Source organism: Nonomuraea sp. NPDC050643, assembly GCF_040654715.1.
Classification (GTDB): Bacteria; Actinomycetota; Actinomycetes; order Streptosporangiales; family Streptosporangiaceae; genus Nonomuraea.
Genome location: NZ_JBFAIM010000061.1, coordinates 24,569 through 45,545, shown reverse-complemented (window position 1 = coordinate 45,545; position 20,977 = coordinate 24,569). Strand labels below are relative to the sequence as shown.

The 20,977-nt window shown below is 73.0% G+C and carries 17 protein-coding genes; 5 read left to right on the top strand and 12 right to left on the bottom strand.

Features of this window, described 5'->3' with window-relative positions; all coding sequences use genetic code 11:
* Positions 1 to 2: 2 nt before the first annotated feature.
* From AB0I15_RS50405 to AB0I15_RS50375, 7 genes are all read right to left on the bottom strand, one after another.
* The gene (locus AB0I15_RS50405; protein ID WP_358113574.1) at positions 3 to 917 is read right to left on the bottom strand and encodes an NAD-dependent protein deacetylase; all 915 of its coding nucleotides are present in this window, start codon (positions 915 to 917) and stop codon (positions 3 to 5) included.
* Between the two features lie 91 nt (positions 918 to 1,008).
* Entirely contained in the window at positions 1,009 to 2,802 is a 1,794-nt protein-coding gene (locus AB0I15_RS50400) for an ABC transporter ATP-binding protein (protein ID WP_358113572.1), read from the bottom strand.
* Positions 2,799 to 4,538: an ABC transporter ATP-binding protein gene (locus tag AB0I15_RS50395; protein ID WP_358113571.1), complete on the bottom strand. Its 1,740-nt coding sequence runs from the start codon at positions 4,536 to 4,538 to the stop codon at positions 2,799 to 2,801. The genes AB0I15_RS50400 and AB0I15_RS50395 overlap by 4 nt, the downstream gene beginning before the upstream one ends.
* Positions 4,539 to 4,674: 136 nt before the next feature.
* Positions 4,675 to 6,039, bottom strand: coding sequence for a hypothetical protein (locus AB0I15_RS50390; RefSeq protein WP_358113569.1), 1,365 nt, complete (start codon positions 6,037 to 6,039; stop codon positions 4,675 to 4,677).
* Positions 6,040 to 6,129: 90 nt separating this feature from the next.
* A complete protein-coding gene (locus AB0I15_RS50385; protein WP_358113567.1) occupies positions 6,130 to 7,827 on the bottom strand; it encodes a histidinol-phosphatase in 1,698 nt (565 codons plus the stop codon).
* A 194-nt stretch (positions 7,828 to 8,021) separates the two neighbouring features.
* Positions 8,022 to 8,819: a DeoR/GlpR family DNA-binding transcription regulator gene (locus tag AB0I15_RS50380; RefSeq protein ID WP_358113565.1), complete on the bottom strand. Its 798-nt coding sequence runs from the start codon at positions 8,817 to 8,819 to the stop codon at positions 8,022 to 8,024.
* 53 nt (positions 8,820 to 8,872) lie between these two features.
* On the bottom strand, positions 8,873 to 9,007 hold the full coding sequence (locus AB0I15_RS50375; protein WP_358113563.1) for a hypothetical protein: 135 nt from the start codon (positions 9,005 to 9,007) through the stop codon (positions 8,873 to 8,875).
* Between the two features lie 121 nt (positions 9,008 to 9,128).
* Here AB0I15_RS50375 and otnK point away from each other — a divergent pair, with 121 nt between their 5' ends.
* Positions 9,129 to 10,406, top strand: a complete 1,278-nt coding sequence (gene otnK / locus AB0I15_RS50370; protein ID WP_358113561.1) for a 3-oxo-tetronate kinase — start codon at positions 9,129 to 9,131, stop codon at positions 10,404 to 10,406.
* Entirely contained in the window at positions 10,403 to 11,032 is a 630-nt protein-coding gene (locus AB0I15_RS50365; RefSeq protein ID WP_358113559.1) for a class II aldolase/adducin family protein, read from the top strand. Before otnK ends, AB0I15_RS50365 begins: the two co-directional genes overlap by 4 nt.
* A 158-nt stretch (positions 11,033 to 11,190) precedes the next feature.
* On the opposite strand, the gene AB0I15_RS50360 is transcribed toward AB0I15_RS50365, so the two are convergent.
* The 3 genes from AB0I15_RS50360 to AB0I15_RS50350 all read right to left on the bottom strand — a co-directional run bounded on the left by AB0I15_RS50360 (position 11,191) and on the right by AB0I15_RS50350 (position 14,043).
* Positions 11,191 to 11,592: a VOC family protein gene (locus tag AB0I15_RS50360; RefSeq protein ID WP_358113557.1), complete on the bottom strand. Its 402-nt coding sequence runs from the start codon at positions 11,590 to 11,592 to the stop codon at positions 11,191 to 11,193.
* 11 nt (positions 11,593 to 11,603) lie between these two features.
* A complete protein-coding gene (locus tag AB0I15_RS50355) occupies positions 11,604 to 13,361 on the bottom strand; it encodes a glycoside hydrolase family 15 protein (protein WP_358113555.1) in 1,758 nt (585 codons plus the stop codon).
* 79 nt (positions 13,362 to 13,440) lie between these two features.
* Complete coding sequence (locus tag AB0I15_RS50350) at positions 13,441 to 14,043, bottom strand: hypothetical protein (protein WP_358113553.1); 603 nt, start codon at positions 14,041 to 14,043, stop codon at positions 13,441 to 13,443.
* A gap of 71 nt (positions 14,044 to 14,114) precedes the next feature.
* Here AB0I15_RS50350 and AB0I15_RS50345 point away from each other — a divergent pair, with 71 nt between their 5' ends.
* A complete protein-coding gene (locus AB0I15_RS50345) occupies positions 14,115 to 15,533 on the top strand; it encodes a PLP-dependent aminotransferase family protein (protein WP_358113551.1) in 1,419 nt (472 codons plus the stop codon).
* 83 nt (positions 15,534 to 15,616) lie between these two features.
* Here the strand turns inward: AB0I15_RS50345 and AB0I15_RS50340 are convergent, their stop codons facing one another.
* Together AB0I15_RS50340 and AB0I15_RS50335 are read right to left on the bottom strand one after the other, a co-directional pair.
* The gene (locus AB0I15_RS50340; RefSeq protein ID WP_358113549.1) at positions 15,617 to 16,225 is read right to left on the bottom strand and encodes a TRIC cation channel family protein; all 609 of its coding nucleotides are present in this window, start codon (positions 16,223 to 16,225) and stop codon (positions 15,617 to 15,619) included.
* Positions 16,226 to 16,236: 11 nt separating this feature from the next.
* Positions 16,237 to 17,736 (bottom strand): oligopeptide:H+ symporter, encoded by a 1,500-nt coding sequence (locus AB0I15_RS50335; protein WP_358113547.1) that lies wholly within the window; start codon positions 17,734 to 17,736, stop codon positions 16,237 to 16,239.
* Between the two features lie 104 nt (positions 17,737 to 17,840).
* Between AB0I15_RS50335 and AB0I15_RS50330 the strand changes: the two genes are divergently transcribed.
* Complete coding sequence (locus AB0I15_RS50330) at positions 17,841 to 19,676, top strand: AMP-dependent synthetase/ligase (RefSeq protein WP_358113545.1); 1,836 nt, start codon at positions 17,841 to 17,843, stop codon at positions 19,674 to 19,676.
* 70 nt (positions 19,677 to 19,746) lie between these two features.
* Complete coding sequence (locus tag AB0I15_RS50325) at positions 19,747 to 20,976, top strand: hypothetical protein (RefSeq protein ID WP_358113543.1); 1,230 nt, start codon at positions 19,747 to 19,749, stop codon at positions 20,974 to 20,976.
* The last annotated feature ends 1 nt before the right edge of the window (position 20,977 follow it).

The window sequence follows — 20,977 nt, the reverse complement described above, 5'->3', positions numbered from 1 at the left end:
CCCTATTCTGCCCCGGCCGCGACCGTACGCTCGCCGCCGCCGGTGCCGAACCGGGTGGTGAGGCTGGTGGTGAGGGCGGTCAGGGTGGGGCCGAGCGGGGCGTTCAGGGTGAGGGCGGCGTCGGCGTCGCCGCCGGTCGGGCCCTGGTTGACGATCGCGATGGGCAGGCCGAGCGCGGCCGCCCTGGTGACGAACCGCAGCCCCGACCTGACCGCCAGCGACGACCCGAGCACGAGCAGCGCCCGTGCCCCGCCCACGACGGAGAAGCATTCGTCCACGCGCGGCTTGGGCACGTTCTCGCCGAAGAACACCACGTCGGGCTTGAGCAGCCCGCCGCAGCCGGTGCAGTCGACCACCTGGAAGCCGGCGACCTGCTCGTCGGTGAGCACGGCGTCGCCGTCGGGGTTGATCCGGTTGTCGGGGTCGCTCCCGCCGATGGGGCCGGGCCGGCTGCCGGCCTCCCAGGCGGGGTTGGCCGCGCGCAGCCGGCGCTCCAGCTCGGCGCGGGAGGTGCGCTCCCGGCACGACAGGCAGACCACGCGGTCGAGCCCGCCGTGCAGCTCGATCACTCCGCGCGCGCCGGCCGCCTGGTGCAGGCCGTCCACGTTCTGGGTGACGATGCCGGTCAACAGGCCGCGCCGCTCCAGCTCGGCCACGGCCCGGTGCCCGTCGTTGGGGCGCGCCAGGCCGATCTGCCGCCAGCCGACGTGGCTGCGCGCCCAGTAGCGCCGCCGCGCCTCCGCGCTGCCGACGAACCGCTGGTACGTCATCGGGTCCGCCCGCCGGGCCCGGCCCGTCACGCCCCGGTAGTCGGGGATCCCCGACTCGGTCGACAGGCCGGCCCCGCTGAGCACCGCCACCCCGCCCTCGGCGACGAGTCCGGCGAGCTCCGCGACCTCTGTGGTGCTTGGTGTCACAGCTCTATGGTGCCCCAGCCCCAGACCTGCTCCGCTCCCCGCCACCCCGCCCACCGGCCCGGCCGGGCTGATCACCTGGCCCGGCCGGGCCTCAGTCGCCCGCCTGCTCCTCCGCCTCGGCGAACCGTTCGGCGTGCCACAGCCGCCGCATCTCCGGGCACGTCGTCAGCAGTTCGCCGAGCGGCCCGCGCCCGGCGACGCGCCCCCGGTCCAGGACGATCACCTGGTCGGCGCGCTCGAGCGCGGCCTGCCGATGCGAGACGACCAGGACCGTCCCGGGCCCGCGCCCGGCGATCCGCTCCCACAGCAGCCGCTCGGTCTCGACGTCCAGCGCGGACGACACGTCGTCCACCACCAGCAGGTCGGGCTCGCGCACGAGCGCGCGGGCGACGGTGGCCCGCTGCGCCTGGCCGCCGGACAGCCGTGTGCCGCGCGGCCCGACGACCGTGCCCAGCCCGTCCGGCATCGCGGCCAGGTCCCGCTCGAACGCCGCCAGTTCCAGCGCCCGCCGCGCCTCGTCGTCGCCCGTGGCCCTGCCGGTCAGCAGGCCGAGCAGCAGGTTCTCCCGCAGGGTCGCGGAGAACAGCCGGGGCACCTGGCCGGCGTAGGCGGCCCGGCCGGGGACGAGGAACGTGCCGGGGTCGTCGATCGGCGTGCCGTTCCAGGTGATCGTGCCCGCGTCGAGGGGCAGCAGGCCGAGCAGGGCGCGTACCAGGGTGGTCTTGCCCGCGCCGACGGCGCCGGTGACGACCGTGAACGAGCCGCGTTCGACGCGCAGGTCGACGCCGTGCAGCACCCCGCGCACGGTCAGGCCGCGCGCTTCGAGCACCTGGAGCGGGTCGGCGTGCCGGGCGGGCTGCGGAGCCGGGGGCGGGTCGCGGCGCAGCCAGACCTCGGCGCCGCGCGACAGGTCGCCGGCGTCCTCGTGCGCCGCCATGAGCCGGGTGAGCCGCTCGGTCGCGACGGCGGCCTGGGGCAGGCGGTAGAGGATCGTGCCGATCGTCCGGGGAAGCGCCGTCAGCCAGCCGATGTAGCTGGTGAACAGCGCCAGGTCGCCCACGGTGAAGTCGCCGCGGGCCATGGCGGGCGCGGCGAGCAGCAGGACGAGCCCGATGCCGAGTTCGACGGTGGTGGTCGTGGCGGCGTCCAGCACGTCGGTCGCCAGCCGGTCCTTGACCGCGGCGTCGCGCCGCCGCCGGTTGTGCGCGCGCAGCCGTTCCAGCGCCGCGGCCTCGGCCCCGGCGCTCTTGATCGCGAGCACGCCGCCGAAGACCTCCCCCACGTACGCCGTGACGGCCGCGCCGAGCCCCCTGGCCCGCCGGTGCAACCGCGCCACGGTACGCCGCATCGTCCTGCTCAGCACGCCCACCGCGAGCATCGGCGCCACCAGCACCAGCGTGATGACGGGATCGACGGAGGCCATGATCGGCAGGGCCGCCGCGGCGAACAGCACCGTGCCGGCCAGGCTGACGCTCTCGTCCGTGAAGTCCACCGCGTCGGCCACGTCGTCGCGCATGCGGGCGACGGACTCGCCGGACGAGTGCGGCAGCCGGGCCGCGGCGGGCCCGCGCGCGGTGAGGACGGAGCGCAGCGCGTTGGCGCGCAGCAGGGTCGCCGCCGCGTTCCACCAGTACACCCCGTACGTCCAGGCGACCACGATGATCACCCCGCGCACGACCTCCACGCCGACGAAGGCCGCGCACAACCACAGCGTCGCCCGCAGGGTCGCCGGCTGGTCCCCGCTGATCTGGTCGAAGACCCGCTGCAGCACGAGCCCGCCGGCCAGCGGGATGACGTGGACCGGCAGCCACAGCAGCGCCCCGATCACGTAACGGCGCAGGTCGAACGTGGCCAGCCGGGTGGCCACCAGCATCACCGGCTTCACCGGCGCACCCCCGCCAGGTCCAGCAGCCGCCCGAACCTGCTGCCGGGGTCGGCGGCGAGGTCGGCGCGGCGGCCGTACTCGACGACCTTGCCCTGGTCGAGCACCGCGATCTTGTCCACCTTCGCCAGCGACGACAGCCGGTGCGCGATGATCACGCCGGTCCGGCCGGTCAGCAGGCGGTCGACGCTCTCCTCGATGCGCCGTTCGGTGGCCGGGTCGAGGCGGCTGGACGCCTCGTCGAGCACCACGAGCCCGGGGTCGGCGAGGAACGCCCGCGCGAACGCGATGAGCTGCGCCTCGCCCGCCGACACGCCGCGCAGTTCGGTGTCGAGCCCGTCGGGCAGCGCGGCCAGCCACGCGCCGAGCCCGACCTGGGTGAGCGCCTCGCGCAGCCGTTCGTCGCCGGGCGTGGGCCGGAACAGGGTCAGGTTGTCCCGCACGCTGCCGGCGAAGAGCTGGACGTCCTGCGTGACGATGCCGACCCGGCCGCGCAGCGACACCGGATCGGCCTCGCGCAGGTCCACTCCGCCCACCCGGACCGCGCCTTCGACGGGGTCGTAGAGCCGCAGCACCAGCCGGGCCACGGTGCTCTTGCCGCTGCCCGTGCGCCCGACGAGCCCGAGCGTCTCCCCGGGCGCCAGCGCGAGCCCGACGCCCGACAGCACCTGCTCGTCGTCGCCGGGGTAGGAGAAGGCGACGTCGTCGAGGCGCAGGCCGAGCGGCCCCGACGGAGGCAGCGGCCGGGTGCCGGGGGCGAGCGTGCGCCGCTCGGCCAGCAGCGCGCCGATGCGGGCCAGCCCGGCCAGCGCCGCCTGGTAGCGCCTGATCTGGTCGATCAGCCGCTCGAACGGCGCCCGCACCATGAGCGTGTACTGGAAGAGCAGCACCGCCGTGCCGACCGTGAGCGTGCCCGCCTGAACGGTCCAGGCGGCCAGCCCCAGCATGATCGCGGTGCCGGCGGCGAAGGCCACCGAGGTGCCCGCCAGCAGCACGGTGCCGATCCGGGCGTCGCGCTCCTCGGCCCGGAAGAGGGCGGCGCCGACCTGGTGGAAGCGTCGTACGGTGTGCGCGCCGGCCCCGTTGGCCCTGATGTCCTCGGCCCCGGCCAGCCGCTCCTCGAGCGCGCCGAACAGGGTCGCGCCGGCCGCGCGGGACCGGGCCGCCGACGGCACGGCGAGCCGCTGGGCGCGCGCCATGGCGTACCCGATGAGCAGGCAGTACGCCAGCAGCGCGCAGCCGACGCGCCAGTCGACGCCGAACACGACGACGACCACCCCGGCGAGGAGCAGTGCGCCGGCCACGACGTCCAGCAGGAACGCCACGACGAAGTCGGCGACCGCCACGACGTCGCCGTCCACCCGCTCGATCAGCTCGCCGGGGGTGTGCCTGCCGTGGAAGTCGAGGTCCAGGCCGAGCGCGTGCCCGGCGAGGCGCTCGCGCAGGCGGTTGGTGCCGTCCCAGGCGAGCCGGCTGGCCAGCCAGGCGGTGACCATCCTGGCGGCCTGGCCGGCGACGGCGAGCGCGAGGTAGCCGAGGGCGATGAGGGTCAGGTGCCGCAGTCCGGCGCCGCCGATGGCGTCGTCGACGAAGCGCCGGGTGATCTGGGGCGCCGCCAGCGGGAGCGCGGTGGCGGCGGTGACGGCCGCCGCGAGCGCGGCGGCGGAGCGCCGTCCGGGACGGAGCAGGCGCAGGACGGACGGGTCAGAGGGTGTGGTCCGATGCTCGGAGGCTGTCAAGAAGCGTCATGCCCTTTGGGTCGAAGGATGATCGGCGCTGGTAGGACACGTACGCTTCGCGCATCGGGGTCTCCTTGATCCATGGGTTGCTTCCGCCCGGGATTACACCAGCCCCCGGTTTACGGGGGCAAGCGATTTACCGGGGAGCCGGTCGTACGAGGCAGCCGAGCCGCAGTTCGGCGCACTGCGCCTCGCCGTTCACCCGCCACCAGTGCCCGCCCGGGCCGGGCACCGTCTCGGTGACCAGCACCTCGGCGGGCTCCCGCCGGGCCAGGTCCTCCACGGCCAGGGGGTCGCAGAAGTCCACGTAGAGGGGGCGGGGGTCGGCGGGGTGGCGGACGAAGGCGTGCCGGGGCAGGCCGCGTTCGCGGCACAGGCGGTGGAGGGCCAGCCAGCGGTCGAAGGGGTCGGCGCCGCGCTCCCCGGGAAGGGGCAGGCGCCAGCGGGCCCGCTGGTAGATGAGGTCGTCGATCATGACGCGCGGGGTGTGGTCGCCCAGGTCGATCTCCGGGGGCGGCAGCGCCGGCGCTCCCGGGTGGGCCAGGAAGTCGTCCCGTGGCACGTCGGGGGCGGGGTGGAGCCTGCCGGTGAGCCCTTCGTACAGGTCGCGGCAGTCGTCGCGCAGGCCCGAGAGCAGCCAGGTGGCCCGGCCCAGGTCGTCGCCCACGGCCATCAGGTCGGGGCCGGGCAGGCAGGGGCCGGGCCGTTCGCCCGCCCACAGCGCGGCGGTGGCCGCGGTCACGTCGGCCCCGCTCAGCCGGATGACGCCGCCGTCGCCGGGGAGCGCCCGGGCGGCGAGGCAGGTCAGGAGGTCGCCGAGCGCGCGGGCCGCGTCGCGGTCGCCGCGCCTGGCCAGGTGGGCGGCCAGGCACCACAGGGGCAGCACCGACGACAGCGCCTCCCGCAGCCGGGCCAGGGCGGGGCCGCCGATCGTGACCCGCTCGCTGTACGGGCTCGACCGCACCTCGCAGAAGATCTCCTGACGCGGCCGGGCCGCCGCCAGCCGGGCGTCCTCCAGGTATTCGGCCCGCAGCGGCCAGGGTGCGCTCTCGTAGCGGTCGCGCAGTTCCTCCAGGGCGGCGTCCGGCTCGCCGTCCACCTCGACGAGGGTCCGTTCCCGTCCCGGCTCGCCGACGCGCAGCGCTTCGGGGCTCTCCGGCGCGAGCCGCGCGTAGAGAACCGGGCCGTCGCTCCCGCATCCGCCCGCCAGCCGGCGCAGGTGCCGGTGGGCGGCCGCGGCGAGCAGCCGGGAGCGCCGGGCCGTGCCGTCGCCCGGCCGCCGGGCGAGGGGGTGCTTGACGATGGTCCGGTAGAAGCCGGGGTCGGCGAGGAAGGCCGCGTGGCGTACGGCGTCGTCGTCGTACGCCTCGGCGACCTCGCGCCGGGTGACGAGCCGGGCGGCGGCGTGCGCGCTCCTGGCAGTCGGCCGTCGTCGCCGCGGGCTCGGCGCGGGCCGCCGCCAGCGCCGCCCCCGCCGCCAGCGGCCCCGCGCCGGCGTCACCCAGCGCCCAGGAGGCCACCACCGGCGACGGGTCGACCGGCTCCGGCAGGGCCGGCAGGGTGCGCGAACCCGCGTCAAAACCCAAGATCGTCATCGGCGGGGCAGCACCCAGATCGGGTTGCTGTAGAACCACAGGTCGTTCCACGGGTCGGCGTCGCCGTACACGTCGATCTGCGGCCCGTGCGGGTCCACCGCCGCGCCCATCAGCCCGACGGCGCTCCGCCTGCCGTCGGTGCCGCGCAGCCGCACGTACACGGGCCGGTCGACGGCGCCGAGCCGGTAGGTGAACGTGACGGTCCCGCGGTCCTTGTTCACCTCGTACGACTGCACGACCTTCGTGTTCGGCGTGCTGAACACGTCCTTGTCCGCGGCCGCTCCGGTGACGTCGCCCTGGATGACGTCCACCCGGGCCAGCTTCGGCACGAACTGCGCCCAGTTCGGCCGTCCGGCCAGGGTGATCTCGATCGCCAGCTCGACCTGGGCGCCGCGCCGCACCAGCAGGGTCCCGCCCAGCGTCACCCCGCTCTGCCCGGCCCCGGCCGTCCTGGCCCGGACGACGAGCTCGCCGATCAGCCCGCCGTGGTCCACCCAGACGCGCCCGGCCCGCAGCCCGTCCATGACCGCGCGGTAGGAGAAGTCCTCGGCGCCGACGTGGGTCTTGCTGTAGTACCCGGGCCAGAAGTCGCCGGACCCGAGGTTGGTGACGCCCTTGTAGACGGGGTCCTCGTAGCGGCCGTTGGCGTTGAAGTCGCCGCCCGGGCCGCGGTCGCTGGTGTCGCCGTGCACCCAGTGGGCGTCGGAGTTCGCGGTGATCCACCACGGCTTGCCCTCGGCCAGCAGGCTGTCCCAGAGCCCGCCCACGGTCGAGGTCATCCAGTCGAACCCGCCGAAGGTCTTGTAGCTCTCGGCCGGGTAGCCGGCGAAGGAGTCGGCGCCCGGGGTGCTGTCGTAGAAGCCGCGCCCGCCGCCGGGGCCGTTCGGCTTGGCGATGCCCGCGGCCTGGTGCCCGGGCGCGCCCTCCATGCCGACCGCGATGGACGGCTGGGCGTCGCGCCACCCGCGGATCTCGTGCGGCGAGTCGAGGCCCTTCCTGGAGGGGTGGTTGGCGAGGAACAGCGCGTCGGGGACGCGCCGCCGCCTGACCGCCTCGGCCAGGAAGTTCAGCCCGGCGATGGCCAGCGCCTCGTTCTGTGGCGTGTTGGAACTCGCGCCCTTCACGGACCCGTCGAAGGAGTTCTCGAACTCCTTGAGCGTGGCCACCTCGTTCGCTCCCGGGGCGACGAACACGGTGCCGTGCTCGGCGGCCGGGATGTTCCATTCCAGCCCCTGGAAGACCAGTGTGTCCTTGACCGCGTCCCGGGCCGCGACGATGTCCGGGTTGACCTTGTCCACCCCGATCTTCGCGTGCGTGGCGCCGCCGTGGTCGGTGATGACCATCCAGCCCAGCCCGTACGCGTTGCCGTGGCGTACCTGGTCGATGACCCGGTAGACGGCGTCGGAGCTGTACTGCGTGTGGATGTGGTGGTCGCCGGCCAGCCACAGGTAGCCGCCCCGCGGTTCCCGCCCGCCGCGATCGAGGCCGGTGGCCGCCGCCGCACCCGGCGCCCCCAGCACCCCGGCGGCGGTCAGGCCCGCCCCCAGCAGCCCGGCCCGCCGGAACATGCGCCGCCGCGACAACTCCCCGGGCGACAGGTCGCCGTCGGGTATCGACAGGTCCCGCGCCGGAGCCTGGTCCTCCTCTGGGGAGTGGTCGTGATCGTGATGGTGGTGGTGATGCCCGTGGCCCATGCCGTGCTCTTTTCCGTCCGGCCGGAGGAGGGTGCTCCGGCTACGGCGGGAGCGTGGCGGAACCGGATGAATCGGACATGAACGCCGGTGGATCGGCACATGCCGATGTCGTGGCCGCTAGGACGGGTACGGATAGGACGGGTACGGAGAGGACGCCGTCGAGGCTCCCGGCCGGGCGGGCGGTCGCCCGGTGCTCAGGTCGCCGTCCTGGCCAGGTGAAGGTCGGTGCCGGCGGCCCGGATCCCGTCGGCGGCGGCCTCGGTGAGCGCGGTGTCGGTGATCACCGTGTCGAAGGCGGTCAGGGGCGCGATCCGGTACATCCCGAAGCTGCCGTACTTCGACGACCCGGCCACCAGCACCGAGCGCGACGCCGATTCCATCGCCGCCTGCTTGACCTCCACCTTCGGCTCCGAAGGGGTGGTGACGCCGCGGATGAGGTCCCACGAACCGGAGCTGACGAACGCCAGGTCGAAGGCGAGCTGCCGGATGGTGGCGGCGGCCAGCCGCCCGACGCTGGAGCGGTTGTCCGGCTCGACCCGGCCGCCGGTGTGGATGACGGTCAGGTGCTTGGCCGCCTGGAGTTCCTCGACCGTGGTGAAGTCGTTGGTCACCACGGTCAGCCCCTCGCGCGGGAGCAGGAAGGGCACCATCGACAGGATGGTCGTGCCGGCGTCGAGATAGACGACCATGCCGTCCTGCACCAGCTCGGCGGCGGCCCGGGCCATGGCCTGCTTCTCGGGCTGGTCGGTCAGCGACTTGTCCTGGAACGAGGGCTCGCTGTGCACCTGGTGGGCGATGCGCACGCCCCCCGGCACGGAGAAGACCCGTCCCTGCCGCTCCAGCTCGGCGATGTCGCGCCGCACTGTCATGTGCGAGACGCCGAAGATCTGGGTGATCTGCTGGACGCTCAGGACGCCCTCGCGCCGCAGTTGCTTGAGCAGCCGTTCGCGGCGCTGGTCCGGGATGAGCGGTGGCTCCTGCGGGGCGGTCATCGCGTGTACTCCCTCCTTCGGGCGTCATCTTTGCATGATCCTGACGTACGGGCTCAGCCGATCACCGTGCTCAGCAGCAGGATCCCGCCCAGGCCCAGGACGGACTGCAGCGACCCGACGGGCCGCCGGTCGCCGGCGTCCCTGACCCTGCGTTCGCCGGTGCCGGCGAACAGGTGGTGGAGATTCATGGTGCTCCTTGGCGGGACTCGGGGGAGTCCGCTCACCGGCTGGGGTACGGGGGTTCACAGAAGCTATTCACTGATTCACATTTCCGTCAAATAAGGTAACTTATCTTCACACCGTCCTCACGTGTCCGGAGAGCAGATGCCGTACCTAGGGGCCGTCGCCGATGACTTCACGGGAGCGACGGATCTGGCCACGATGCTGGTGGCCCGCGGGTTCCGTACCGTGGTGGCCGTCGGGCCCCGCGGCCTGGAGGGCATGCCCGAGGAGCAGGCCGACGCCGTGGTGGTCGCGCTGAAGTCACGCACGGCGCCCGTCGGCGACGCCGTGCGCGACTCGCTGGCGGCGCTGGAGGCGTTGCGCGCCGCGGGGTGCGAGCGCTTCTACTTCAAGTACTGCTCGACGTTCGACTCCACCGCCGAAGGCAACATCGGCCCGGTCGCCGACGCGCTGCTCGACGCGCTCGGTGAGAGCGGCACGGTGGTGGTGCCCGCCTTCCCGGCGACCGGGCGGACCGTCTACCGCGCCCGGCTGTTCGTCCACGACGACCTGCTCGACGAGAGCCCCATGCGCGACCACCCGCTGACACCCATGCGGGACGCGCACCTCGGCCGGCTGCTGGCCCCGCAGACGCGGCGGCCGGTGCACCTCATCGGTCACGACACCGTACGAGCCGGCGCCGCGGACATCCGCACGGCGCTGGCCGCCCCGGCCGCGAAGGGCGCGCTGACCGTCGTCGACGCCACCACGGACGCCGACCTGCGCGCCATCGCGGCGGCCACCGACGGCCTGCGGCTGGTGACCGGCTCGGCCGGCCTGGCGCTCGGCCTCACCGGCCCGCGTCCCGGCTCCGCCCGGGCGCTCCCGCACCCCGCCGGCCGCCGCTTCGGCGTGGTGCTGGCGGGCAGCGCCTCGGCGGCGACCCGCGCGCAGGTCGCCCACGCCCGCCCGGCGCTCCCGCACCGGCGCCTCGACACGGACGCGCTGCGCCGCGACTTCGACGCGACCGTCGCCGGTCTGGTCGGCTTCGCCACGGAGAGCTGGCGCGAGGACCCCGGCCGGCCGCCACTGATCTACTCCGTCGCCCCCGGCGACGACCTGGGCGCAGAGCCGGACCTGGTGGAACGCGCGCTCGCACGGTGCGCGGCCGATCTGGTGGCGGCCGGGGCCCGCCATCTGCTCGTGGCCGGCGGTGAGACGTCGGGGGCCGTGGTGACCGCGCTGGGCGCCCGCACCCTGCACGTCGGCGCCGAGATCAGCTCCGGCGTCACCTGGTCGTGTACGCGGGCGCGGGTGGACGGGCGGTCGCTGCCGATCAACCTCGCCCTCAAGTCCGGCAACTTCGGGGAGATCGACATCTTCACCACCGCATGGGACGAGCTCGCACGGGACACACCGTCATGAGCGCCGACCTGGCGGCGGCCGGCGCCCATCTGGCCGCCCTCGGCCTGAGCCCGGGCTCGTCGGGAAACCTCAGCGTCCGCGACGGCGACCGGCTGCTCATCACACCCACCGGCGCCGACCTGGCCTCCCTCGACCCCGAGCGCCTGTCGGTCCTGGACGAGTGCGGCCGGCACGTCGCCGGACCCGCGCCGTCCAAGGAGTTCCCCCTGCACCTCGCGTTCTACCGGCGCGACCCGGCCACCAAGGCGGTCGTCCACCTGCACTCCAGGCACGCCGCCGCCACCGCGTGCCTGCCGCCGTGGTCACGGCGCAGCGCGATCCCGCCGCTCACGCCGTACTTCCTCATGCGCGTCGGCCAGACGCCGCTGATCGAGTACGCCGCCCCGGGAGACGGCGCCCAGGCCGCGGCGCTGGAACGGCTCGGCTTCCCGTTCCGGGCCGCGCTCCTGCAGAATCACGGCCCGATCGTGGCGGGCCCGTCGATACGCGCGGCGGTGGACGCGGCCGTCGAGGTCGAGGAGGTCTGCGCGCTGCTCCTGCTGCTCGGCGACCGCGAACCCCGGCTCCTGACCGCCGCCGAGATCAGCGACCTCACCGGCAGGTACGGCATGCCCTGGGACCTGTGACGGCACACCCGCCGTCAACGAGCGCCGCAGCAACTCCGCTCTCCTGTGCGCCGGCCGGCTCTACTCCTACAGCCCCGCCACCGACCGCCTGGTGAACCGGACCTGCCGGCTCCGGTCGATCCTCCCGGGCGACTGGCAGGCGAGCCGCGGGGTCACCTTCAGAGGAACAGGCAGAACGGATGCCCGTCGGGGTCCAGCAGCACCCGTACGTCGTCCTGCGGCTGGAACCCGGCGAGCTCCGCCCCGCACCCCACGGCCCACTCCACGCCCGCCGGCAGGTCGTCGACCTGGATGTCGAGGTGCTCCGAGGCGGTCTGCTCCCCGGCCTCGCCCGGCCACACCGGCCGGGCGAAGTGCCGCTCGTACTCGAAGCTGAGGGTGTAGCCGGGCTCGCCCTCGGGCGCCCGGATCTGGGCCCAGCCCGCCTCGGCGGGTTCGCCCGGCGCGGGCCCGTCGTCGGCCGTCAACGGCCAGCCCAGCAGCCGGGAGTAGAACCGGGCCAGCTCGCGGGGCCGGGGTGTGCCGATCGTCACGGAGGTCACGCGCAGTCGCGGTGGCATGATCGGGTTCCTCACTTCGACAGGGCGCGGGCGGCGTGGACCAGGGGCATGTGGCTGAAGGCCTGCGGGAAGTTGCCCACCAGCCGGCCGTAGCGGGGGTCGTACTCCTCGGCCAGCAGCCCCACGTCGTTGCGCAGCGCGAGGAGCCGCTCGAACAGGTCCTTCGCCTCGTCCTTGCGCCCCTGCATCGCCATGACCTCCACCAGCCAGAAGCTGCACGCCAGGAACGCTCCCTCCCCACCCGGCAGGCCGTCCACGTCGTTGTCGGCCGCCAGGGGGTAGCGCAGCACGAACCCGTCCGACATCAGCTCCTTCTCGATGGCCGCCACCGTGCCCGTCACCCGGGGGTCGTCGACGGGCAGGAAGCCGACGATGGGGAGCATCAGCAGGGCCGCGTCGAGCTCCGACGACCCGTACGACTGCGTGAAGGTGTTCCGCGTCGCGTCGAACCCCTTGTCGCAGATCTCGGCGTGGATCACGTCCCGCTGCGTCCGCCACTTGTCCACCGGCCCGGTGCGCCCGAAGTGCTCCACGTATTTGACCGCCCGGTCCATCGCCGCCCAGCACATCACCTTGGAGTGCACGAAGTGCCGCCGCGGGCCGCGTACCTCCCAGAGCCCTTCGTCGGGCTCGTCCCAGTGCTCCTCCACGTAGTCCAGGAGCTGCCGCTGGATCGTCCACGCCCGGTCGTCGGCCGACAGGCCGCGGGTGCGGGCGACGTACAGGCAGTTCATGACCTCCCCGTACACGTCGAGCTGGAGCTGCCTGACCGCGTCGTTGCCGATGCGGACCGGGCGGGAGTCCTCGTAGCCGTCGAGCCAGTCGAGGCGCAGCTCGGGCAGGCGGCGTTCGCCGGCGACGCCGTACATGATCTGCAGGTCCTGGGGCCGGCCGGCGATGGCCCGCAGCAGCCACGCCCGCCAGTCGGCCGCCTCCTCCAGGTAGCCGGAGCTGATGAGCGCGTCCAGCGTCAGCGTCGCGTCGCGCAGCCAGCAGAACCGGTAGTCCCAGTTGCGCACCCCGCCCAGGTCCTCGGGCAGGGAGGTGGTGGCGGCGGCCACGATGCCGCCGGTCGGCGCGTACGTCAGGCCCTTCAGCGTGATCAGCGAGCGCACCACGGCGTCACGGTAGGGCCCGGAGTAGGTGCACTTGGCGACCCACTCCGCCCAGAACGCCTCGGTCTCCTCAAGCTGGTCCTCGCTGTCGATCTGCGCCGGCATCGGCTCGTGCGAGGGGTGCCAGGTGAACACGAACGGCAGCCGGTCGCCCTCGTTGACGGTGAAGGTGGCCCGGTGGGCGTAGTCGCCGCCCTTCAGCGGAACGGGGGAGTGCAGCCACACCGAGTCGGGACCGCCGATGGCCTGCAGATGCCCGTTGGTACGGCGCACCCACGGCACGATCCGCCCGTAGTCGAAGCGCACCCTGAGCTGCGTGGACACCTCCACGCTCCCGGAGACGCCCTCGACGATGCGCACGACGTCGGGGTTGCGGTCGCGCGGCGGCATGAAGTCGATCACGCGGACGGTGCCCGTGGGAGTGTCCCACTCGCTCTCCAGGATGAGCGTGTCGGGACGGTAGCGCCGCCTCGTGGCGTGCCTCCTGCCGGTGGGCCCGAGCCACCAGTGGCCGTTGCGTTCGCTGCCGAGCAGCGCCGCGAAGCACGAGGGGGAGTCGAACCTGGGCAGGCAGAGCCAGTCGATCGAACCGTCTCTGGCCACGAGCGCGGCCGACTGCATGTCTCCGATCAGGGCGTAATCCTCGATCCGCATGCCTAGACGCTACTCGGCCGGGGGGTGATCCCGTGGCCGGGTTCGATCATGTCGCGTCATGACGACCCCGGCCACGAGATCACGTCAGGGGGAACCAGCGCGTGAAGAGCTGGGTCAGCGGCCCGATCGCGAGTGCGAACACGAGAGTCCCTATGCCCACGGTCCCGCCGAGCAACCAGCCCGCGATCAGCACGGTGATCTCGATGAGGAAGCGCCCGAGCCGTACCGACAGGCCGAGCCGGACCAGGCCGGTCATGATGCCGTCGCGGGGGCCCGGCCCCATCCCGGCGCCGATGTACAGGACGGTGGCCAGGGCGACGGAGACCACTCCGGTCGCCACGTAGAAAGCCTGGAACGCCAGGTGGCCGGGCGTGGGCAGCAGGTAGATCGCCGCGTCGGCGAACAGGCCGAGGAAGATCACGTTGCTGACGGTGCCGAGTCCGGGCTTCTGCTTCAGCGGGATCCACAGCAGCATCACCAGCGCGCCCACCAGGATGATGATCGTGCCGATGGACAGCCCGGCCCGCAGGCCCAGGCCCTGGTGGAAGACGTCCCATGGATCGTTCCCGAGCCCGGACTCCACCTGCAGCCCGATGCCGAGCCCGTACAGCGCCAGCCCGCCGTAGAGGCGAACGAGGCGGGCGGGCAAGGAGGTAAGCCGAGAGACGGTCGTTTCACTCATAATGGCCCCAGAGTGGCAGTAACCGACTTGCCAAAACAGAGCCAATCACGAAAAGTGGCCTTATGAGGCACATGTCAGCGGCGCAAGTGGCCCGGCTCGTCGACGTCGATCCCGCGGCCCGCCCGTACTACCGCGCCCTCGCCGACGGCGTACGCGGCCTGATCATGGACGGCCAGATCCCGGTACGCGTCCGCATGCCCGCCGAACGCCACCTCGCCGAGACCCTCAACGTCAGCCGCACCACCGTCACCGCGGCCTACGACCTGCTCCGCGAGCGCGGCTACCTGGACAGCCGCCAGGGCTCGGGGAGCTGGACGGCCCTGCCCGACCCGGCCACCGCCCCCGACAACCCGTGGCTCAGCACCGACGGCGACGGCCTCATCCAGCTCCAGTGCGCCGCCCCGCCCGCCCCCACGATCCTGCGCGCCGCGATGACCGAGGCGATCGAGGACATCCCCAGGTACGGCATGGGCAACGGCTACGACCCCATGGGCCTGCCGGTGCTCAGAGAGCGCATCGCCGCCTTCTACACCGCCAAGGGCGTGGCCACCAGGCCGGAGCAGATCGTCGTCACCACCGGCTCCCAGCACGCCATCCAGCTCGTCATCGGCCTGCTCGTCGGGGCGGGCGACGCGGTGATCGTGGAGTCGCCGACGTACCCGCACGCCATGGACGTGGCCCGCCACCGCGGCGCCAGGATCGTCCCGGTGGGGATCTCCCACGAGGGCTGGCAGCAGGACCTCGTGGCCGGGGCCATGCGCCAGTCGGGTGCCCGGCTGGCCTACCTCATGCCCGACTTCCACAACCCGACGGGCGCCCTCATGGAGGACCAGGTCCGCGCCGTCGTCGTGGGGGCCGCCCGGCGCGCCGGCACGATGCTGCTGGTGGACGAGACCTGGGCGGAACTGGCCCTGGACGAGGTGCCCCGCACGTCGCCGGTGGCGGCGTTCGACACCGACAGCCGGGTGATCAGCATCGGGTCGGCGTCCAAGCTGTGGTGGGGCGGGCTGCGCATCGGCTGGATCCGCACCACGGCCGCGCTGGCCCGCCGCCTGGCCATGTTCCGCTCCGCGGTGGACATCGCCAGCCCGGTGCTGGAGCAGCTCGTCGTGGTCCGGCTGTTCGACCGTCTGGAGGAGACCCGCGCCGAACGCCGCCGCACCCTGCGCGCCTCCCGCGACGCCCTGGTGTCGGGGCTGCGCGAACACCTGCCGGAGTGGACGTTCACGGTGCCGCGTGGCGGCGGCACGCTCTGGATCCGCCTCGACACGAACGCCACCCCTCTCGCGGAGGCCGCCGCCACCCACGGCGTACGCGTCGCGCCCGGCCCCTGGTTCGGGTTGGAGGGCACGCTGGAGGGTTACCTGCGCCTGCCCTACACCCAGCCGCCCGGGCTCCTGGCCGAAGCCGTCACCCGCCTGCGCGCGGCCCGCCGCCACGGCCCCACCGGCACCGCCGTCTCCGCGGACTCGCTCATCGCGATGGTGTGAGAGCCAGAGGGTGCGGGAGCCGGACGGTGCGCGGGCCGGACGGTGTGCGGGCCGGACGGTGTGCGGGCCGGACGGTGTGAAGGTCACTCGCCGACCCCTCTGGCCAGTGGTGCCCGCCATTTGCGCCGCATGGCCGCGATCCTCAGGCCGAACGCCAGCAGCGCCGCCGCCAGCGTGGCCGGCCAGCCGTGCAGCCCGTACCACGACAGTCCCGCCATCACCCCCGACCCCAGCAGGGCCGGCACCGCGTAGAGCTGCCGGTCGTACAGCAGGGTCGGGATCTCTCCGGCCAGCACGTCGCGCAGCATGCCCCCGCCCACGCCGGTCGTGACGCCCAGGAGCGTGGCGTGCAGAGGGCTGAGGCCGTACTCCATGGCCTTCTCGGTGCCGACCGCGCAGAACAGGCCCAGCCCGGCCGCGTCCAGCACCAGGATGGCCGGCATCACCCGGGCCACGTGCGGATGCCAGAAGAAGACGATCACCGTCGCGACCACCGGCACCACCACGTAGCCGACGCTCTGGAAGGCGGCGGGCCGCACGTTCAGGATGAGGTCGCGTACGACGCCGCCGCCCAGCGCGGTCATTCCGGCCAGCACCCCCATCCCGACCACGTCGAGCCGTTTGCGCACGCCCATGAGGGCTCCGGACAGCGCGAAGACGAAGATGCCGGCGAGGTCGAGAATTTCGGACACGATCGAAATGTCTACCGCATGGCGGGCTCATGATGTTCGGCCATCATCCCCCGGAGCCTCCGCGTGAACATGAACAGCGCCACCCCCGCCACGGTCGCCATCGCCGCCAGCACCAGGTAGTACGCCGGCTCGGACAGCACCCGGCCCAGCCGCCCCGTCTGCCCGCCCACCGCGTCGCCCACCGACACCGCGATGAACCAGACCCCCAGCATCTGCCCCTTGAACGCCTCCGGCGCCAGCTTCGTCGTCACCGACAGCCCGACCGGGCTCAGCGACAGCTCCCCGAACACCTGGATCAGGTAGACCAGCACCAGCCACCACACCGACACCCGGCCCGTGCCGGCCAGCGCCGCCGCCACCGCCATGACCACGAAGCTCAGCCCCACCGTGATCAGCGCGAACCCGAACTTCTGCGGCGTGCTCACCCGCGTGCCCAGCCGCACCCACAGCGCCGCGAACACCGGCACGAAGATCATGATGAACAGCGGGTTGAACGACTGCGTGGTGGCCGGCTGGATCGGGACGCCGAACAACGACAGGTCGGTGTGGTCCTGGGCGAAGAACAGCAGCTTGCTCGGCGCCAGGTCGTAGATCATCCAGAACACGGCCGCGGCGACGAACAGCCAGACGTACGCCTTGACCCGGATGCGTTCGTCCTCGGTCAGGTTGTGGCTGCCCAGCAGGATGTAGGCGAAGTAGGCGACGGGCACGATCAGGATGACCACCGTGACCACCAGGGTGAACCGGTCGATCGTCAGCGTGCCGGTCGCCGCCCACACCCCCAGCGCGACCACCGTCACCGCCGTGCCGAGCCCGGTCAGCAGGACCGCGCGCCGCCGCTCGCCCGGCGACAGCCGCAGCCCCGGGCGCTCGCCGATCCCGCGCAGGTGCCGCCCGCCCCACACGTACTGGACCAGGCCGAGCGCCATCCCGACCGCCGCCGCGCCGAAGCCCAGATGCCAGCGGCCGCCCGCGGCCAGCCAGCCGACCACGAGGGGCGCGAAGAAGGCTCCGAGGTTGATGCCCAGGTAGAACAGGGAGAACCCGGCGTCCCTGCGCCCGTCGTCGCCTTCGGGGTAGAGCCGGCCGACCATGACGGAGATGTTCGGCTTGAGCAGGCCGGTGCCGGTGATGATGAGCAGCAGCCCGAGCCAGACGAAGAACGGCGACGTGACGGGGATCGCCATGCTGATGTGCCCCAGCATGATGACGAACCCGCCCCAGAACACCGACCTGCGCGCCCCCAGGACGCGGTCCGCGATCCAGCCGCCGGGCAGCGCCACCAGGTAGATGAGCGCCCCGTAGACGCCGACGACCGCCTGCGCCGTCTCCTGCGACAGGCCGAGGCCCTGCTGGGCGGGCGAGGCGGCCATGAACGTGGCCAGGATGGCGCGCAGGCCGTACCAGCTGAACCGCTCCCACATCTCCGTGCAGAACAGCGTGGCCAGCCCCCAAGGATGCCCGAAGAACGTCCTTGTGCGCCCGCCGGCGGGCTCCCTCTCCGCGTTCACTCGATCACTCTACGTGAATGGCGCGCAGGGTCTTGCCGCTGCCCCGGGGGTGTGGTGCGATGCAAGCCATTCATGCAAGTGAATACTGACTGGAGGCGGGTGCCATGGCCGAAGTCCTCGAGGTCCGGGCCGAGATCGAGCGGCAGATCGCCGGCCGTACCGTCTGTGAGCAACTCAGACAGGCGGCCGAGCAATACCAGGACACACCCGCCTATTCCGATCCGGAAGGCGATGGCTGGAGCACGCTCACCTATGGGCAGGCACGTGAGCGGGTCCTGGAGATCGCGGCCGCGTTCGCCGCACTCGGGCTCGAACCGGGCGAGTCCGTCGCGCTCATGATGGTCAACCGCAGCGAGCACGTGCTCGCCGACCTGGGGGCGGTGCACGCGGGCGGCGTCGGCTGCACGGTCTACGGCACGTTCGCGCCCGACCAGATCGCGTTCGTGGCGGACGACGTCGGCGCCCGATACGCGGTGCTCGGCGGCCCCGCCGAGCTGGCCCGCTGGCAGCCGGTGCTCGACCGGCTCGGCGGCCTCCGCAAGATCATCATGCTGGAGGGGGCGCCGGACGACGAGCGCTTCATGACGTGGGCGGACTTCCTCGAGCTGGGCCGGGAGCGGCTGGCCGCCGACCCGGACACGGTCGAGGCCCGCTGGCGCGCGGTCACCCCCGACGACGTGGCCACCGTCCTCTACACCTCGGGCACCACCGGCACGCCCAAGGGCGTGCCGCTCAGCCACACCAACATCTTCTACGAGGTCGCCGCCACCGACCGCTTGACCCGGTTGCCCCTGCGGGGCACCCAGATCTCCTACCTCACCTACGCGCACATCGCCGAGCGGGTGCTCAGCCTGTACCTGCCGCTGGTCAAGGTCTCCCACGTCCACTTCTGCACCGACCTGGCCAACCTGGGCGCCACGCTCGGGCAGGTCAAGCCCATGCTGTTCTTCGGCGTGCCGCGGGTGTGGGAGAAGATGATGGCCCGCCTGCTCGCCGTGCTCGCCACCCAGCCGGAGGAACAGCAGGCCGCCGTACGCCAGGCCATGGCCGCCGGCGCCGCGTACATCGAGGCCGGCCAGTACGGCCGCACCGTCACCCCCGAGATCCAGGCCGCCTACGAGAAGGCCGACGCCTCGCTGCTGTCCATCATCCGCGGCATGATCGGCTTCGACCGCGCCGAATGGACCGCCACCGGCGCCGCGCCCCTGCCCGACGAGGTGCAGCACTTCTACGCCGGCCTCGGCCTCAAGGTCATCGACGTGTACGGCATGACCGAGACGACCGGCGCCTTCACCGGCAACAGCCCCGCCTGCTACCGCCTGGGCACCGTCGGCAGGGCCGAGCCCGGCGTCGAGATCCGCATCGCCGCCGACGGAGAGATCCTCACCCGCAGCCCGCTCAACACCGCCGGCTACCTCAACCGCCCCGAGGCCACCGCCGAGCTCGTCGACGCCGACGGCTGGCTGCACACCGGCGACATCGGCACCGTCGACGAGGACGGCTTCTACCGCGTCGTGGACCGCAAGAAGGAGCTCATCATCACCGCGGGCGGCGAGAACATCTCCCCGGCCGAGATCGAGAACCACCTCAAGGAGCACATCCTCATCGGCCAGGCCCTCGCCTACGGCGACAACCGGCCCCACCCGGTGGCCGTGCTGACGCTGGACGCCGAGGTGGCCCCCGGCTGGGCGCAGACGCGCGGCATCTCGTTCGCCTCGCTCGCCGAGCTGGCCGAGCATCCCGAGGTCGTCAAGGAGGTCGAGTCGGCGGTCGAGACCGCCAACACCAAGCTGGCCAGGGTGCAGCAGGTGAAGAAGTGGGCGCTGCTGGGCGTCGAATGGACGGCCGAGACCGAGGAGCTCACCCCGAGCCTCAAGCTGAAGAGGCGGATCATCCACACGAAGTACGCCGATGTCATCGAAGGGCTCTACCTGGACTGAACCGGGCTTTGCCAATCGGGGCGTGTGTTGTGGTCCTGGCCATTACCGGCCGGTTCCTACCGTCTCGATCATGACCAGAAGTCTCCTTCTCGTCTCGCTCGCGGCGGGGTCGCTCACGGCGCCCGCGCCTGCGCCCGCCGCCGCGACCGAGCCCGCCATCCGCGCCATCACCGTACGCCCCGCGGATCCCGTGGTAGGGGCGCAGGGTTCCGTCCGCCTGGTGATCGATGTGATCGCCAAGGGGGTACACGGCAAGGACGGTGTCACCGTCAAGGTCGAACCCGGCGCCCCACCCGGGCCTGTGCTGGCCGACAAGCCGGCGGTGAAGGCGCCCCCGGCCCTCCCGGACTCACCGGCCCAGGCGCCCGCCCAAGCACCCGCCCAAGACCCGGCGCAAGCACCCGCCCAAGCCCCGGTCCACGCGCCGGTCCAGGCGCCGGTCCAGGCGCCGGTACAGCCGCCCATCCTGGCCCCGGCCCAGACGCCGGCCCAGTCGGCCGCTCTGTCGCCGGCCCAGTCGGTGGCCCAGGCTCCATCACGCGCCCAATCACCCGCCCAGCCACCGGCCCAGGCATTCGCCAAGTCGCCGGCCCAGTCACCGGTCCAGTCACCGGCCCAGTCGCCGGTCCAGTCGCCGGTCCAGTCGCCGGCCCAATCACCGGCCCAGTCGCCGGCTGCGGCGCCCGTTCTCTCTCCGGCCACGATGCCGGACCAGCCCGTGTCGAACACGGCCCCGCTCACCGGCGCGCAGCCGGCCGTCGGCTCCGCGGGCGGTGCCGGCCAGCAGGGCGCCCAACCGGCGATCCCGCCCCGCCTCGTGTGGCGCCTCGGGGCCGCCCGCATGGCGGACGGCTGGCAGACCTGGCGCTTCCTGCCCGACAAGAGGCTGAACCGCTACTACCCGGCGGGCACCTGGACGATCACCGCCACCGCCAAGGGCCGGGGCGGGACGACCATCACCGAGTACGCCTCGTTCGAGCTGAAGCGCGAGACGAAGCTCACATCCGTGACCGCCGACAAGACCACCCGCTCCAGTGGCGTACGGCTGCGGGGCTCGCTCACCCGCGTGGACCCGCGCGGCCTGACCGACTACGGCCCGTTCGCCAAGCAGTCGCTCGAGCTCATGTGGCGCGCGGACACGGCCTCCACCTGGCAGAAGGTGGGGGAGGCGACCACGGACGCGGCCGGCGCCTTCGTCGGGACGGTGACGGGCCACACCGGGGGCTTCTGGCGCGTCCACTACCCCGGAACAGCCCAGTACTCAGCAGACCACTCTAAATCACGACAAATCACGCAATAAG